At 66.6% G+C, this 15594-nt stretch carries 13 protein-coding genes; 6 read left to right on the forward strand and 7 right to left on the reverse strand.

The features are described from left to right. Nucleotides 1-59: 59 nt before the first annotated feature. Nucleotides 60-659, reverse strand: coding sequence for a histidine phosphatase family protein (locus AC1MB9_RS02700; protein ID WP_479963507.1), 600 nt, complete (start codon nucleotides 657-659; stop codon nucleotides 60-62). A 147-nt stretch (nucleotides 660-806) separates the two neighbouring features. On the opposite strand from AC1MB9_RS02700, the gene AC1MB9_RS02705 reads away from it, so the two are divergent. Continuing rightward, a complete protein-coding gene (locus AC1MB9_RS02705; RefSeq protein WP_479963508.1) occupies nucleotides 807-2174 on the forward strand; it encodes a short-chain fatty acid transporter in 1368 nt (455 codons plus the stop codon). A 76-nt stretch (nucleotides 2175-2250) separates the two neighbouring features. Beyond that, nucleotides 2251-2982, forward strand: a complete 732-nt coding sequence (locus AC1MB9_RS02710) for an endonuclease/exonuclease/phosphatase family protein (protein ID WP_479963509.1) — start codon at nucleotides 2251-2253, stop codon at nucleotides 2980-2982. Between the two features lie 73 nt (nucleotides 2983-3055). Here AC1MB9_RS02710 and AC1MB9_RS02715 read toward each other — a convergent pair whose 3' ends face one another. Then, nucleotides 3056-3277, reverse strand: coding sequence for a hypothetical protein (locus tag AC1MB9_RS02715; protein ID WP_479963510.1), 222 nt, complete (start codon nucleotides 3275-3277; stop codon nucleotides 3056-3058). 88 nt (nucleotides 3278-3365) lie between these two features. Here AC1MB9_RS02715 and AC1MB9_RS02720 point away from each other — a divergent pair, with 88 nt between their 5' ends. Next, nucleotides 3366-4058 (forward strand): HAD family hydrolase, encoded by a 693-nt coding sequence (locus AC1MB9_RS02720; RefSeq protein WP_479963511.1) that lies wholly within the window; start codon nucleotides 3366-3368, stop codon nucleotides 4056-4058. Nucleotides 4059-4187: 129 nt separating this feature from the next. Continuing rightward, nucleotides 4188-5060: a DarT ssDNA thymidine ADP-ribosyltransferase family protein gene (locus tag AC1MB9_RS02725; protein ID WP_479963512.1), complete on the forward strand. Its 873-nt coding sequence runs from the start codon at nucleotides 4188-4190 to the stop codon at nucleotides 5058-5060. A gap of 18 nt (nucleotides 5061-5078) precedes the next feature. On the opposite strand, the gene AC1MB9_RS02730 is transcribed toward AC1MB9_RS02725, so the two are convergent. Next, nucleotides 5079-5636 carry an MOSC domain-containing protein gene (locus AC1MB9_RS02730; protein WP_479963513.1) on the reverse strand — a complete coding sequence of 186 codons (558 nt, stop codon included), beginning with the start codon at nucleotides 5634-5636 and terminating at the stop codon, nucleotides 5079-5081. Between the two features lie 173 nt (nucleotides 5637-5809). Between AC1MB9_RS02730 and mgrA the strand changes: the two genes are divergently transcribed. Then, nucleotides 5810-6835 carry an L-glyceraldehyde 3-phosphate reductase gene (gene mgrA, locus AC1MB9_RS02735; RefSeq protein ID WP_479963514.1) on the forward strand — a complete coding sequence of 342 codons (1026 nt, stop codon included), beginning with the start codon at nucleotides 5810-5812 and terminating at the stop codon, nucleotides 6833-6835. A gap of 43 nt (nucleotides 6836-6878) precedes the next feature. Here the strand turns inward: mgrA and AC1MB9_RS02740 are convergent, their stop codons facing one another. Next, nucleotides 6879-9965 carry a DEAD/DEAH box helicase gene (locus AC1MB9_RS02740; protein ID WP_479963515.1) on the reverse strand — a complete coding sequence of 1029 codons (3087 nt, stop codon included), beginning with the start codon at nucleotides 9963-9965 and terminating at the stop codon, nucleotides 6879-6881. A 183-nt stretch (nucleotides 9966-10148) separates the two neighbouring features. Here AC1MB9_RS02740 and AC1MB9_RS02745 point away from each other — a divergent pair, with 183 nt between their 5' ends. Next, nucleotides 10149-11519, forward strand: a complete 1371-nt coding sequence (locus AC1MB9_RS02745) for a PIG-L family deacetylase (protein ID WP_479963516.1) — start codon at nucleotides 10149-10151, stop codon at nucleotides 11517-11519. A gap of 25 nt (nucleotides 11520-11544) precedes the next feature. Here AC1MB9_RS02745 and AC1MB9_RS02750 read toward each other — a convergent pair whose 3' ends face one another. The 3 genes from AC1MB9_RS02750 to AC1MB9_RS02760 form a co-directional block, all read right to left on the reverse strand. After that, nucleotides 11545-12258 carry a GAF and ANTAR domain-containing protein gene (locus AC1MB9_RS02750; protein WP_479963517.1) on the reverse strand — a complete coding sequence of 238 codons (714 nt, stop codon included), beginning with the start codon at nucleotides 12256-12258 and terminating at the stop codon, nucleotides 11545-11547. Nucleotides 12259-12296: 38 nt separating this feature from the next. Next, nucleotides 12297-12923, reverse strand: a complete 627-nt coding sequence (locus AC1MB9_RS02755) for a GAF and ANTAR domain-containing protein (RefSeq protein ID WP_479963518.1) — start codon at nucleotides 12921-12923, stop codon at nucleotides 12297-12299. A 144-nt stretch (nucleotides 12924-13067) separates the two neighbouring features. Further along, on the reverse strand, nucleotides 13068-15188 hold the full coding sequence (locus tag AC1MB9_RS02760; protein WP_479963519.1) for a S9 family peptidase: 2121 nt from the start codon (nucleotides 15186-15188) through the stop codon (nucleotides 13068-13070). Between the last annotated feature and the right edge of the window lie 406 nt (nucleotides 15189-15594).

Here is a 15594-nt window from a genome sequence, read left to right on the forward strand (position 1 = left end):
GTGGCGCCTCGGCGCGGCGTGTCGCACAAACACCGGTTTTGCGGGGGAAGACGGCCGGTCTAGAGGAACGGGTCCATCGAGCTGAGATGGCACGCATCGTTCCAGCCCTGCAAGACGCGGTTCTCCCGCTCCCAGCCGAGCGTTGACACCGTCGCGGTACCGAGGCTCAGGTTCTTGCCGGCGACGGCCGGCAACCCCATCCACCGGGCCGTCATGATGCGCAGGAAATGACCGTGCGCGAACAGCGCGACCCGGCCCTCCGCGGCGAGGCACTGTTCGATCGCGAGATCGGCGCGGGCGCCCACCTCTTCGGCGGACTCGCCACCGGGAATGGGATGCGTCCACACCGACCAGCCCGGTATCTCCGTGCGGACGTCGTCGGTGCGTCGTCCCTCGTACACGCCGTAGTCCCATTCCAGTGCATTGTCGGTCTCGACGCCCTGCCCGCGGTACCCGGCACGTTCCATCGTTTCCCAGGCTCGAACGAGCGGGCTGGCGAGCACCAGGTCGAAGTGTTCGCCGTCCAGCATGCTCCCCAGGGCATCAGCCTGCTGGCGTCCGAAATCCGTGAGCGGCACATCGGTACGGCCTGTGTGCTGGCCGGTGATGCTCCATTCGGTTTGTCCGTGCCGGATCAAAACGATGTCGTTCTGCCTCATAGTCGTATCCCTGCGTCGTGACGGTGAACACACGTCCGCCCCAGTCTACGAGCCGGGCAACGACCCGAAAAGGATCACCTGTATGGTGATCAGGTCAGTGCAGACGCCCTGAACCACCAGCATCGTTGCCAATCAGGGGGATGTCCCATGTCCATAGCGAATGACAAGCGAGCCACCGGACCGGTCGCCGCGTTCATGAGGCCCATCAATTCGCTCGTCGAGCGGTACATTCCGAGCGCGCTCGTGTTCGTGATCGTGCTCACGGTTGTTGTCGCCATTCTGGCGCTCGTCCTCACGGATTCCGGACCGGTAGACGTGATACGCAGCTGGGGCGACGGCCTCGGCGGTCTGCTCGCCTTCATGACGCAGATGGCACTCGTGCTGCTGCTCGGGCACGCTCTTGCCAATACGAGCCCGGTTCACCGCCTCCTCACGACGCTCGGCGGCATTCCCCGTACACCCGTGCAGGCGTACTCGTTCGTGTTCGTGGTTGCCGCCCTCGCCTGCCTCATCACCTGGGGCCTCGGCCTCGTGGTCGGCGGCCTGCTCGCCAAGGAGGTTGCGGCTCAGGCCCGCGCCCGGGGTGTGAAGCTGCATTTCCCACTGCTCGTGGCCGCCGGCTACAGCGGGTTCGTCGTCTGGCATATGGGCTATTCCGGTTCCGGACCGCTCGCCGCCGCAACCGAGGGCTCCTTCCTGACGGAACAGCTCGGCCGCACGATTCCGCTCGGCGACACCATGTTCTCCCCGTGGAACATCGCCGCCGCCGGTGCGACGATCGTTGTGGTGGCGCTCGCCCTCGCTGTGGTGGCGCCCAAGCGCAACGCGCCGATCTTCGAGCTTGAGTTCGATGCCCGGGACACGCAGGTCGCCGAGGAGCCGGTCGTCACTCCCGCGGACCGTCTGGATGCGAGCCGTATCCTCACCCTTCTCGTGGGGCTGGCCCTCGTGGCCTACCTTGCCGTGCACTTCATCGAGGGCGGAACGCTCACCCTTGACATCGTCAACTGGTCCTTTCTGGCGCTCATCTTCCTGCTCGTGCGCAACCCGTTCGAACTTATTCGCCTCGTGCGCAACGCCGCGTCCAACGTGGGTGACATCCTGCTGCAGTTCCCGCTCTACGCCGGGATCCTGGGCATGATGGTGGCCTCGGGACTCATCGGGGTGTTCTCGGACTTCTTCGTGAATATCGCCACCCCCCAGACGTTCGGAATCATGGCCCTGCTGTCGGCCGGGCTCGTGAACTTCTTCGTTCCCTCCGGCGGCGGTCAGTTCGCCGTGCAGGGCCCGATCATGCTCGATGCCGCCGAACGACTTGGCGTCGACCCGTCGGTGGCGATCATGGCCGTCACCTACGGGGACCAGTGGACGAACATGATTCAACCGTTCTGGGCGCTGCCGCTGCTGGCCATCGCAGGGCTCAAGATGCGGGACATTCTCGGGTACACGACGATCACCTTCCTCGCGGCGGGACTGGTCTTTTGTGCCACGTTGCTGATCGTCGGCGCCGGATAAGTCTCCTACAGTGCAAACTCACGGCTGGAGAACCGTAGGCTGGGAGCATCCCTATTGAGTTTGAGGCAGGTCTTCCATGAAGGTCATTAGTTACAATCTCCGCAAGAATCGGGCCAGCGGTGAACTCATCGCCTTGGCGGAGCGATACGACCCCGACATCCTGTGTCTGCAGGAGTGCGACACGGTCGAGTTGCCCGCCGAGGTCGGCCTGCTGCACCTCGCGGACTCGACCATACGCAACCGGCTGGGTCTGGCCATTTACTACCGCCGTGACCGCTTCACCGCGGTGAAGACGCAGGCGTTCGCGCTGAAGAAGTCCCTGCACGACAAGTTGCTGACGCCCGCTCACGAGCGCCTGATCGGCACGCGACTGGTCGATCTCGCCGAGCAGCGGGAGATTGTCGTGGCGTCGTTCCACGCCGCACCGCTCACGGCGCGGAATTCTCTCCGCCGCAACCAGATTCGGACAGCGCACGATGAGCTCCACGAACTCGGTCCAGGCCTGCCCACGCTCATGGTCGGCGACTACAACTATCCGATCTTCAAGCGGAAGCTGAGCGCCCGCGTCAACGAGTCGGGTTACGATCTGACCCTCAGCGACACCATCACGTACACGCGGTACAAGTTCTTCCAGGGCCACTTCGACCTCGCCACATCGGTGGGACTGAGCATCGACAACGTCGAGACCCTCCCGAGTGGCACCTCAGATCACATGCCCATCCTCGTGACGTCGTCGTACAGCGTCCACAAGGCGATGCGCCCGCTGGATTCCGCGGTCGCCATCCCGGAAACGGATTTCACGATCTGAGCGTGACGCTGCCGGCCCGGTGACAATCCGCCCCGGGGCGGCAGCGCGCTCGCGGAAAGGCGAGCAGACCGAGCTACTGCTCGGTGCGAACGCGTTCGAGCAGAAGAGCGATCAGCAGGGCACGCTGGTGCTCGGGCGAGGTGAGGGCGACGGCCTCCTGTACGGCAAGCTGGTCTTCCTCCGTGGACCGGGCCACGTCGAATTCGGCCAGCTGCCGGATGACGGCGATCAACCGGTGTGCGCTGGGAGTCGCGGCGTCGTCGGGGGTCACGGGGTTCGTTTCAGAAGTCTGCATACCTCACGGTACCCGAGCCCCGTGTGTGTGAGCCATGGGCGCTCCGCATCTGTCCCCTAACCTGAAAGGACAGCTCGAAGGGAACCTGATGCTCATCACCGATGCCACGTCCACCATGCCACCCGCCACCGAATCCGTGCTCGGACGGGCCTTTCGGGGCGTGTTGTTCGACATGGACGGCACGCTCATCGACTCGACGCCGGCCGTCAACCGGTCGTGGCTGAGCTGGGCGAGCGAACGTGGTCTGAATGACGCCTTCCGCCCGGGCAACCACGGCATGCCCGCTCGACAAATCGTCGAATCCCTTGTGCCGGCCTGCGACGTGGACGTGGCCCTCGCTCGCGTACTGGCCCTGGAAACCGATGACACCCAGGACATCACCGTGCTGCCGGGCGCGGCCGAGCTGCTGCTCGGCATTCCCGACGCCCGACGCGCCATCGTCACGTCCTGCGCGCGCACGCTGGCCGCCGCCCGCATTGCCGCGTCGGGACTCGCGGCGCCGAGCGTCATCGTGACCATCGACGACACCGGCCGGGGTAAACCCAACCCGGAACCGTTTCACGAGGGGGCCGCCCGGCTCGGCGTCGACCCGCGCGAGTGCGTCGTGTTCGAAGACGCGCCGGCCGGCCTCACTGCCGCGCGTGCGGCCGGATGCGCGACCATCGCCGTCGTCGGAACGCATACGGCCGCCGAGCTCGAGGCCGATCTGGTCGTGCCGAGCCTCGACCGATTGAAGGTGACCGTCACCGCCGACGGCGTGATCTTCGGCCTGCGCCCCTGACCGGGCACGCGTCGCGGTGGGCCGTCGGCATTGGGCGGCAAACAATCACGACGAATGTCAGCGCGTCGCGCCAAATGAACGTAACGTTGATTGGTGGTGGTTTTCTCCACACCCACGAAAGGTTTTGACTTGAGCGACGAATGCATTCACGGGCTAGACGGCGAACTGTGCGCCATCTGCTTTCCCAAGGCTGCACCGGAGGTCGTACCCGTGGCCACCGTACGCAAGAGGTCCAGCGCCGCGAAGCCGCCGTCCCTTACCGGCCCACGTCGGGTGGCCCCGGTGGCGGCGCCCCGCAGGACGGCTGCGGCGAAGCGCGCCGTCGACAATGTGGGTGAGCAGCGGCTCTACCACGTGACCCACATCAGCAACCTCGCTGCCATCCTCGAGAGCGGGTGCCTGCTGGCCGACGCGAGCGAGTCGCTCGAGACCCGACCCACCGTCGATGTTTCCGCGACCGCCGTGCGCGACGCGCGCCGCGCGGCGCTTCTCCCCGGCGAGGACGACCTCACCGTGGCGAACTACGTGCCGTTCTTCCTCTCGCCGCACGCCACGGTGTGGGATGGGATTCGGGCCAACAATGGTGACCCGCGGCTCGAGCTCAACGCCCACGGCTCCGATGCCTACGACTTCGTGATCCTGGTCAGCACCGTGAAGACGGTCGTCGAGGCGCATGAGGCCACCAACGACGACTTCCCCGCCGGGGTGGCTCTCGCCGATGGAGATGCGGCGTTGGCCGGCTCCCGCATCGTGGCCACGGCCGACGGCGTCGAGCGGATGCTCGTTCGTCTGCGTTCCGATCCCGACGCCGATGTTCTGCTGCGCGCGGAACTGCTCGTGATGGACTCTTTTCCGCTTGAGCTGGTCACCCTGCTCGGCGTCGCGAACGACCGGGTGCGCGACACGGTGCGCGACATTCTCAAGCAGTCGTCGTACCGCCCCAAGGTCGCCGTGTACCCGCCGTGGTTCCAGCCTACCGAAGAGGTTCAGTCGGCCGACTAGGGCATCAAGGCGCGTCGGTCAGACGACGCCGAGAGGGAGCTGTTCGCCCTCGGGCAGCTGCACTCGGATGCTGTCGCCCGGCCGGACCGTGCCGCCGTGCGCCACCACACCCATCACACCGGACCGGCGCACCGGCCGGCCCGCGGCATCCGTGCTGATGAGTGCCTTCAGGAGCCCGCTCCGGTACCCATTGATGAGCGAGCAGGGGCTGCGCAATCCCGTGACGCGCACGGTCGCCGTGGCGCCGAGATGCAGCAGCGCGCCGTCGGGCAGGCTCAGTAGATCAAGCCCCGCCGTCGCGACGTTCTCGCCGAGCTCGCCGGGCGCCACGCTGAAGCCGTCGCGCGCCAGCTCGCCGAACAGCTCCGACGGGATCAGGTGCACCTGCGTGAGGTTCGGCCGGGTCGGGTCCTTCTTCAGCAGGTACCGGTGCTGCGTGGTCACGCCGGCGTGGGCGTCGCCCTCGATGCCGAAACCGGCGAGCAGCACGATCTCCGGCACGGTGGGTTTGCTGAAGCGGTGCCGGTCGTCACGGCTGACCGAGACGACGGTGGCCGGCGCAAGGACGGTATTCATGGGGCCATTGTGCCATCCACGCGCATCAGTGTTCGTGGATTTCGAGCGGCAGGCCGTCGGTGTCGCGCGTGGACACTCATGGTCGGGCGCGATGATGGGTATGCGGTGCGCTCCGGTGACTCGTCTGGCCGGATCAACTGCGAGACGGGCGGATGCCGTGGCATCATCATCAGGTGACCTACATTCCCGCAGAAGACCGTTATGAATCCATGCCGTACCGACGCACGGGTCGGAGCGGTCTCAAACTGCCCGCAATCTCGCTCGGACTCTGGCAGAACTTCGGCGACGACACGCCGATTGACACCCAACGCGCCATCCTGCGCCGGGCGTTCGACCTCGGCATCACGCACTTCGACCTCGCCAACAACTACGGTCCGCCGTACGGCAGCGCCGAGACAAACTTCGGCAAGGTCTTCCGTGAGGACTTCGTGGCGCACCGCGCCGAAATGGTCATCTCCAGCAAGGCCGGCTATGACATGTGGCCGGGACCGTACGGGAACTTCGGGTCGCGCAAGTACCTGCTTGCAAGCCTGGACCAGTCCCTCGGCCGCATGGGTGTCGACTATGTCGACGTGTTCTACTCGCACCGCGCCGACCCCGACACCCCGCTCGAGGAGACCATGGGCGCCCTGCACACCGCCGTCACGAGCGGCCGGGCGCTCTACGCCGGGATTTCCTCGTACTCGCCGACCCGCACCCGTGAGGCGGCCGCGATTCTCGCCGAGATGGGCACCCCCCTGCTCATCCACCAGCCCTCGTACTCGATGTTCAACCGTTGGGTCGAAGACGACCTGCTCGACACCCTGGACGACATCGGCGCCGGCTGCATCGCGTTCTCGCCGCTCGCGCAGGGACTGCTCACCGACCGCTATCTTGGCGGGATCCCCTCGGATTCACGCGTGGCGAGGGACGGCTCCGCGAACAAGGGCATGGTGAATGAGGCGACGCTCGCGAGCATCCGCGCGCTCACCGACATTGCCGAGGGCCGCGGCCAGTCGCTCGCCCAAATGGCTCTCGCGTGGGTGCTGCGCAACACGGCGGTCACGTCGGCGCTCGTCGGCGCCTCCTCGGTCGCGCAGCTGGAGACGAACGTTGCCGCACTCGACAATCTCTCGTTCGGCGTCGACGAGCTCGCCGCAATCGACGAGCACGCGACCGACATGGGCATCAACCTGTGGGCGGGATCGAGCGCGATCTGACCGAGACCCGAAGAACGCGCCGCCGACGGGGACGGCCGGCCTGTCACTCGAAGAGGGATCGGACGTCCTCGGCGGTGAGCGACGCGCTGAACCCCGCCTCGTCGCCGAGCATCGCCTCAAAGAGCGCGGCCTTGCGCTGTTTGAGCGCCATCACCTTGTCTTCGATCGTGCCGGTCGCCACCAGGCGGTAGACCATCACGTTGCGGGTCTGGCCGATGCGGTGCGTACGGTCAATCGCCTGCGCCTCGCTCGCCGGATTCCACCACGGGTCGAGCAGGAACACGTAGTCCGCCTCGGTGAGATTGAGCCCGAAACCACCCGCCTTGAGGCTGATCAGGAACACGGGCGCGAGACCCGTCTTGAACCGGTCGACCACCTCCGAGCGGGCGAGGGTCGACCCGTCGAGGTAGCAGTACGGTGTGCCGAGCGCGTCGAGCCGGGCGGCGGCAAGCTTCAGGAAGGACGTGAACTGGCTGAAGATCAGCGCCCGGTGCCCCTCGGCGACCACGCCCTCCAACTGTTCGAAGAGCACGTCGAGCTTGCTCGACGGCACGCCCCGGTACGCCTCGTCGACGAGTGAGGCGTCGAGGCTGAGCATGCGCAGCAGGGTGATCGAACGGAAGATGATGAACCGGTTCTTGTCCATGTCGTCGATGAGCCCGAGCAACTTCTGTCGCTCGCGTTGCAGGAACGTGTCGTAAATGGTGCGGTGCTGCGGGCCCAGCTCGACCGTCAGCACCTGCTCCTGCTTGGCCGGCAACTCCGGCGCCACGACCTCCTTGGTGCGCCGCATCAAGACCGGGCGGATGCGTCGGCGCAGCTTCGCGTACAGGGCCGTGTCGGCCGCCAGCTCCAACGGGCGCACGTACGTCTCGGTGAACTGCCGCGCCGAGGCGAAGAGCCCGGGTGCCACGATACTGAGCAGCGACCACAGATCGAGCAGGTTGTTCTCCATCGGCGTTCCCGTGATGGCGAGCTTGAACGGGGTACGCAGCTCTTTCGCGCACACATACGCTTGCGAGGTTCGGTTCTTCACGAACTGCGCCTCGTCGAGCAGGAGTCCCGCCCAGCCGTGCGCCTGGTAGGCGTCGAAGTCGAGGCGGAACAGCGCGTACGACGTGACGATCACGTCGACGCCGGCTGCGGCATCCGCCACGGATGTGCGGCCGGATCCCTCGGTGCTGGTGACGGCACGCACCCGCAGCCCCGGGGTGAACCGTGCGGCTTCGCTCACCCAGTTCGACACGACGGATGTCGGCGCCACGACCAGGAACGGCCGCCGGTCGCTCACGGGGCCGGTGCCGCCTTCTCCTGACCGGGTGGCATGCTCGATGAGCGCGAGGGCCTGCAGAGTCTTGCCGAGTCCCATGTCGTCCGCGAGGATTCCGCCCAGACCGTGTTGCCACAGGAAAGCGAGCCAGTGAAACCCCTGACGTTGATACGGGCGCAATGTCGCGTGCACGCCGGAGGGGAGCGGAGCGGGGTCGATCGCGGTCAGATCCAGCAGCCCGGCGACGGCGGCCCGCCAGGTCACCGCCTGCTCGGTCTCGTCGGCGAGGTCTTCGAAATCGGCCCAGAGGCTCGCCTGGTGCCGGCTGATGCGCAGGCCCGTCTCCCATTCGGACAGCTCGCCGGCCTCCTCGATCAGCTCGCGCAGACGATCGAACACGGGCTGCCGCAGCGAAAGGTAACTGTTGTCGACGAGCAGCAGGCGGGTGTGACCCTTCGAGAGTGCCGTGAACAGCGGGGCGAAGGGAACACTGCGACCGTCGACCCGCACGAGAACGCCGAGGTCGAACCAGTCGCGCTGGGTGCTCTCCACGGTGGTGAACGTGAGCCGGGGCGGGGCGGTCAGCTCGCGATAGTCCGGCTCTTCGCCGATCACGTCCACTCGCACGCCGACCAGGGCGCGCAGCCTGCGCAGCACCTTGTCGGCGAATTCCGCCGCATCAACGCCACGGAGAGTGTCGCCGAACGCCATGATCGGTCCCGATGCTCCCGGTGCCGGGTCTGGAGTCGCGTCGGAGGGCGCGCAGACCACCGCACCGGGGGACAGCACCCGGGTGGCGCGTTCACGCAGCTCGGCCTCCGTGTCGGCGTCGCGGGCATCGGCTTCGCCGTACCGCGGTTCGAGCGGCAGTCGAGCCACGACGCTGCCCTCCCGGTATTCGAATTCGCCGTCGAGGCGCAGGACCGGCCCGGCCTCGAACCGCGCGGTGACCACGAGCGTCGGTGGATCCGGCGCGGCAAACAGCACCGAGGCATCCGTGCTCGTCGTGGGCAGGGTGCGGCGCAGGGCCGGGTAATACTCGGTGAGGAATTCGGCCACGTCGGCCTCCGGCACGACCGCCGCGGCCGGCTTGCCGATGAGTGCCCGCTGCGCGGTCGTGAGCGGCTCGGGCGTCGGAGCGAGAGTGAAGACGGTGTGCGGGTCCAGCGAATACGTGTAGATGCCGTGGGTGCCGATGACGCCGGCCTGCTCGGCCGGGTGCGGGCTGTCGTCGAGGGTCAGCACTGTGTCGAGTCGCAGCGTGCCGTCGACCCGCCGAACGTCGAGGCTCACGCGGGCGGCGGCCGCCACCGCCACGACAGCGTTCTTCTTCGTTCCCACGAGGGCGATTTCGAGCGCGCTCGCCTGCTCGAAATAGTGCCAGAGTAGCGGGCTGCTGAAATCGTCCAGGTAGATCCAGTCGGCCTCCTGACTGGAATAGACCATGCGGACAGCCCGGTACAGCGCAATGAGCTCGGAGAACCATCGATGTTGCCGGGGATCGAGGTTGAGTTCCCGCACCTGAAAGGTGAGGTTGTTCCAGGCCAGGTTCGCGCGCACCCAGTTGCCGTTGTCGTTCTGTACGACGGGTCGAACTCCGAGGCGAAAGTCGCCGTGGCCGGGCCGGAGGGTCTTCACCGGCTGTGCTGTGGGACCGCGCCAGCGTTCGCTCGTGCGCGGCGTCTGCTCGCGCAGTTCGAACTGCAGGCCCATGCGGGTTACGGGTCGATCGGCGGCCCGGGACCGCTCGCCGATGCGACCGGAGTGACGTTGAACGGAGGCCTCGGCCGCTTCGATCGGCGCGGCCAGCAGCGCCCGCCACGCGGGGATCTTCTCGGATGAGCCCGACGCGGACGACACCGGCCCGGTCACCACGACATGCCCACGAGGGATGCAGCGAAGAGGGCCATGCGTCAATAATCTCACGCTCCCCGGACAGCAGTGGCCCAACGGAGCAGGCGGTGATAGGGTCTCGACGCTCGCGACGACGAACGGGAAGGACACCATGCCCCCAGCGACAGCTCCGCCGACGGGAACCCCGCCATGCTGACCTTCGGCCACGGAGACGACGGCACCTTCGAGCGGGTATGGGCCGCCCCCGAGTGGCGCGCCGCCCTCCCCGATATCTCCCTGCCCGACCTGCGACGCCTTGTCGTCGTGGCGGCGCATCCCGACGATGAAGCACTCGGCGCCGGCGGGCTGATCGCCCGGGCGGCGTCTCTCGGGCTGCCCATTTCGGTGTTGGTGCTCAGCAACGGCGACGTTTCGCGGAGGCGATCGTCCACCGTGACGCCCGAGCGGCTCGCCGCGATCCGGCGGATCGATGTCATGGACACCGTCGCGGCGCTAGCGCCGGAGGCGACGCTGCGATTGCTGGAGTTGCCGGACGGACTGCTCTCCGCCCACATCGAGGAGGTCTCGCGCGCCATCGCCGCCGAGATCGAGGGGCTCGAGGGGACTGGAACCGGAACCTGGGTTGTCGCTCCGTGGCGTGCCGACGGGCACCCGGACCATACGGCAGCCGGTGAGGCCGCGGCCGGCGCGGTGCAGGCCACCGGTGCCCGGTTGTTCGAATACCCGATCTGGGCGTGGCATTGGTCGGCCCCGACCGACGACGTATGGCCGCATGATGCCATGTGTGCGCTGGATCTCACCGCGGCCGAGCGCGAGGCGAAGGCGAAGGCACTGGGCCGGCGTCGCACCCCGGGGCACGAGTGGGACGAAGCGCCCGGTGACGAACCGATTGTGAAGCCGCAGTTCACCGAACACTTCACGCGCGGGTTTGAGACCTTCATCGAGGCGGGACTGGTCGAGAATCGGCCGGGTCGTGGCACGGAGCGACGGGAGCAGCCCGGCGGCGGCCCCTTCGGCGGTGACACGGGCTGGTACGAGCGGCGCAAGAGCGCCCTCATGCTGGCGGTGCTGCCGCGCGCGCACTTCGCCGCCGCGCTCGAAATCGGCAGTGCCAGCGGGCTCACCTCGGCGTTGGCGGGGCGCTGCACCCGTGTGCTTGCCCTCCGCGGTGGTGGGAGTGCACCCGAGAGCGTGCGGCCGGGACCGGCCGGGGAATCGCCGGTGAGCGCCGAGAGGCGGTATCTGCCCACGGAATGGCCCGACGGGGCCTTCGACCTCATCGTGCTGTCTGAGGTGGCGTACTGTTATTCGGCCGTGGAACTGGGGCGATTACTGGCGAAATGCCGGTCGCGTCTCACCCCGGACGGCGTTCTCCTCGCCTGCCACTGGCGGCATCCCGTCCGCGATTACCCGTTGAGCGCGGAGCACGTGCACACCGAACTGGCCCGGCTGTCCGGGCTGCAACGCACGGTTCAACATCGTGAAAAGGATTTCCTCCTCGACGTGTTCGAGCCGAGGCCCGCTCGTTCCGTCGCGGAGCGGGAGGGTCTGGTCGGGTAGCACCGGATCGTGCCAAACGCCCTGGTCACAGCTGTACGGCGCTGCTGATCACCTTTTCCGCGCTCTCGTGCATGAGCTCGTTGTGTGAGCGAGCATGGGCGCGAAGGCGGTTGAACGCCTCAGTCATGTTCACCTGACTGCGTTGGGCGATCACTCCCTTGGCCTGCTCAATGAGAATGCGGCTGTTGAGCGCCCGTTGAAGCTGTTCGTTCACGGCCGTGTTTTCTCGTACGGTGCGCTCCTGCAGGATGCTGATTGTCGCCACGTCCGCAAGGGCCTGACCGATCGCCGCATCCTCTTCGGTGAGGCTGCCCGTCTCGCTGCGGAACAGATTGAGCGCCCCGATGGTCTTGGGACGAAAACGCATCGGGATCGCATGTACAGACAGGAAGCCCTGGGAGAGGGCGGCTTTCTGGAATGCCGGATACTTGCCGCCGTCCGCCGCGATGTCGTTGAGCGTGACGACCTGACCCGTGCGGAACGCGTCGACACACGGCCCGATGCCGGCCTCGCTCTGCAGGATCTCCACCAGCTGGCTCTCCTCGCTCGTGGACGCGAGCACCTGCAGCTGGCCGGTCGCATCAGCCAGCAGCAGTCCCGCCGCCTGCGCGTCGAGCAGGGCGACCGATTCCTCCACGAGCGTGTGCAAAACATCCAGCACGTCGTACTCGCCCACCAGCGCGTCCGCCAGCTTGACGAAGGCGCTGCTCACCTGCCACGCGCGAGTCACCGTGCTCATCCCTTCAGTGTAAAACCAAAGCCGTCATCGGGAAACACTTAATCCGGTGTGAATACCAGAGTGCGGTCCACCACCTCCCTGGCAACGTCCCGCACCGACTGGTCATGGAGAAACGCGTGTGCGCGCAGTCGCTGGAGGGCATCCGTGGCGGTCGTTTCAAGCTGTACGAGCACCATGCCGGTGGCCTGGTGGATCTCGCGTCGGCTGAGCGGTGAGGGGGCCGGGGGTGCCGTATCAGGCTGCTCGTTCCAGGTGAGGACGTTGTGCAACAGCGTCCACGCCGACCGATCGGCCAGGGCTATTGCCTGGTGGAGATCGCTCGGTTGCAGCGGATCGGGAGCCGTGCTGTACAGCTCCACGACGCCAACGTCAATGGCCCCGATCGTGAGCGGAAACACGAACACCGCCTGCACGTCGAGCAGCAGAAGGGCCTTCCCATAGACGGGCCATTTCGTATGCGTTTGGCTGCGCACGAAGGGCAGCAGAACGGGCCGTCGCGTTCGCACGGCCTCCCAGCGGGGGCCTTCCCCCAGATCGAACTGAAGTTCGTCGAGGTGCGCGGCGAGACCATCCGTGGCACAGACGAAGGTTTCGGGGACCGAACTTCCGAACGCGGACACGGCGGCGCCGGTGATCGGCAGCGCCGCGACAAAGTCCGCGCACACCGCACCGTCGGAACCTGCGTTCGATAGAACGCCCCGCTTTCGCATGATCGACCGGCCCTCCTGGCCTGCGTTGACGGCGCACCTACAGGATACGACCGTGCGCGGTCGACGGGAAGGAAATGATGATTCCGGTGCTTGGCCCAGTCAGTCCATCACGGGAGGTTCCTCGCCCGAGGGATGAGCCCGCGCCGCGTCCACCACCCACGCATAGTTGAACGCGCGCTCCCGCCACGCGCTGTACCGGCCGGAGACGCCGCCGTGACCGGCAGACATCTCGGTCTTGAGCAGCACATCCGCTCCCACCTCACGCAGTCGGGCCACCCACTTGGCCGACTCGACATAAAGCACCCTCGTGTCGTTGAGGCTCGTGACCGCGAGGATGCGGGGGTAGTGCGTGTCGTGCACGTTTTCCACGGGGGAGTAGGACTTCATGTAGGCGTACACCTCCGGATTGTGCAGGGGGTCTCCCCATTCGTCCCATTCGATGACGGTGAGTGGGAGGGAAGGGTCGAGAATCGAGGTGAGCGCATCCACGAACGGCACGACCGCGAGGATGCCGGAGAAGAGCTGCGGCGCCATATTCGCCACCGCGCCCACGAGCAGGCCGCCGGCGCTGCCGCCCTCGGCGACCAGCCGGTCCGGCGCGGTGTAGTCCTCGTCGATGAGATGCTCGGCACAGGCGATGAAATCGGTGAACGTGTTGCGTTTCTGGTGTGTCTTGCCCTGCTCGTACCAGGAACGGCCGAGCTCCCCGCCGCCGCGCACGTGCGCGATGGCGAAGATCATGCCGCGATCGAGCAGGCTGAGCCGAGAGATACCGAATCCGGGGTCGACGCTGTGCTCGTAGGAACCGTAGCCGTAAAGCACCGTCGGCGCGGGTTGTCCCGGGGTGACCAGGTCGCGCCGAAAGACGAGCGAAATGGGAATCCGGGTGCCGTCCGCCGCCGTGGCCCACTCGCGCCGTTGCTCGAAGAGCGTCGGGTCGTACCCGCCGAGTACCGGCTGCTGCTTGAGCATGCGCAGCTCGCCGGTGGCCACGACATAGTCATAGACCGTGCTGGGCGTGACAAAGCTCGTGTACCCCAGGCGAACGGTGGGCTGGGTCCAGTCCGGGTTGCCTGAGGTTCCCACGGTGAAGAGTTTCTCGTCGAAGGCGATCTCCGTGAGCACGCCGCCCGGACGATCGACGGCGATCCGGGTGAGGCCGTCCTTGCGGTACTCGACGACGATGAAGTCACGGAACGCATCCACGCTCTCCAGTCGGATTTCCGGGTTGTGCGCAAGCAATACCCGGCTCTCGCCGTGGGGGTCGGCGGCCGCGACGCTCACGAGTTCGAAGTTGATCGCGTGGTGGTTGTGCACGATCAGGAGGCAGTCCTCTCCATCGATGACCGCATGCTCCACGTCGTATTCCACCCCCTCGCGGCGAGGCCAGACCACCGTGAAATCGCCGGTCGGGTCGGAAGCGTCGAGCAGGTGTGTCTCGGTCGTAATGCTCGAGCCGGCCTCGATCATCAGGTACTGGTGGCTGCGGGTGAGGCCGACACCCACCCAGAACCGTTCATCGGGCTCGGTGAAGATGCTGGCGTCGGCGGATGCCGCGGTGCCGAGCAGGTGACGCCACACCGTGTCGGGGCGCCAGGCCTCGTCAACGGTCGTGTAGAAGAGGTAGCGGCCGCTCGGGTCGAAGACCGCACCCGCGCTCGTGTTCGAGATTTCGTCGGGGAGGTTTTCACCGGTGGCGAGGACACGCACTCGAACCGTGTATCGTTCGTCGCCCTCCACATCCGTTGCGTAGAGAAGCATGCTGCCGTCCGTGCTGACGTCGAAGCTGCCGAGGGAGTAGAAATCATGGTCGGCCGCCTCGACATTGTCGTCGAGCAGGATCTGCTCGCCGGGCAGCCCGACTCCGTCCACGACGGTCACGATGGGGGGTACCCAGTCGTCCGGGGCGGCTATCGGCGCGCGGCAGTGGATGCCGTATTCCCGGCCTTCACTGGTGCGGGTGTAGTACCACCAATCGCCGCGGCGCACCGGTACGCTCAGATCGGTCTCCTGGGTGCGGCCCTTGATCTCCTCGAAGAGCTGCTCCTGCAGCAATTCCAGGTGACCCGTGCGGGCCTGTGTATACGCGTTCTCGGCCTCGAGATGGCCGATCACCTCCGGGCTCTCCTTGTCGCGCAGCCACTCGTAGTTGTCCACGTACACGTCGCTGTGATGAATTCGCTGCTGCGGCTTCTGCGCCGCCAGGGGAGGAGTGCTCATAATCAAGGGTACGTCGGTGGCGCCTCCGCGCCCAGTTCGGGTCTGCCGCAGCACCCCGACCGGACATGCAAGGAGCCGGCACCCCGTGTCGACGGTGGATGCCGGCTCGTGTCCGGTTGGGCGGTGTCGCTACCTCGTTGTGGTGACACTTCTGCGCCGCGCGGACGTCTTCGGGGGCAACGGAATGATGGTGCGGGAACCGGGGCAATCCTCGGTGGAGTTCTCCTTTGAGTGATACGTCGCGAAGCGCGTATCGGAGGTGATCCAGACCAATTGATTGCACTCAGGGCACTCAATCTGTAGCATCTTCACAAGAATCCTTCCCGTCGCCGATTTTCTGTATCGGATCGACCATTCCACCCTACGACGGTGCCGGTCGCAACGGCTCGTCCCTCTAGGGGGATAG

Source organism: Cryobacterium sp. AP27 (assembly GCF_056680495.1).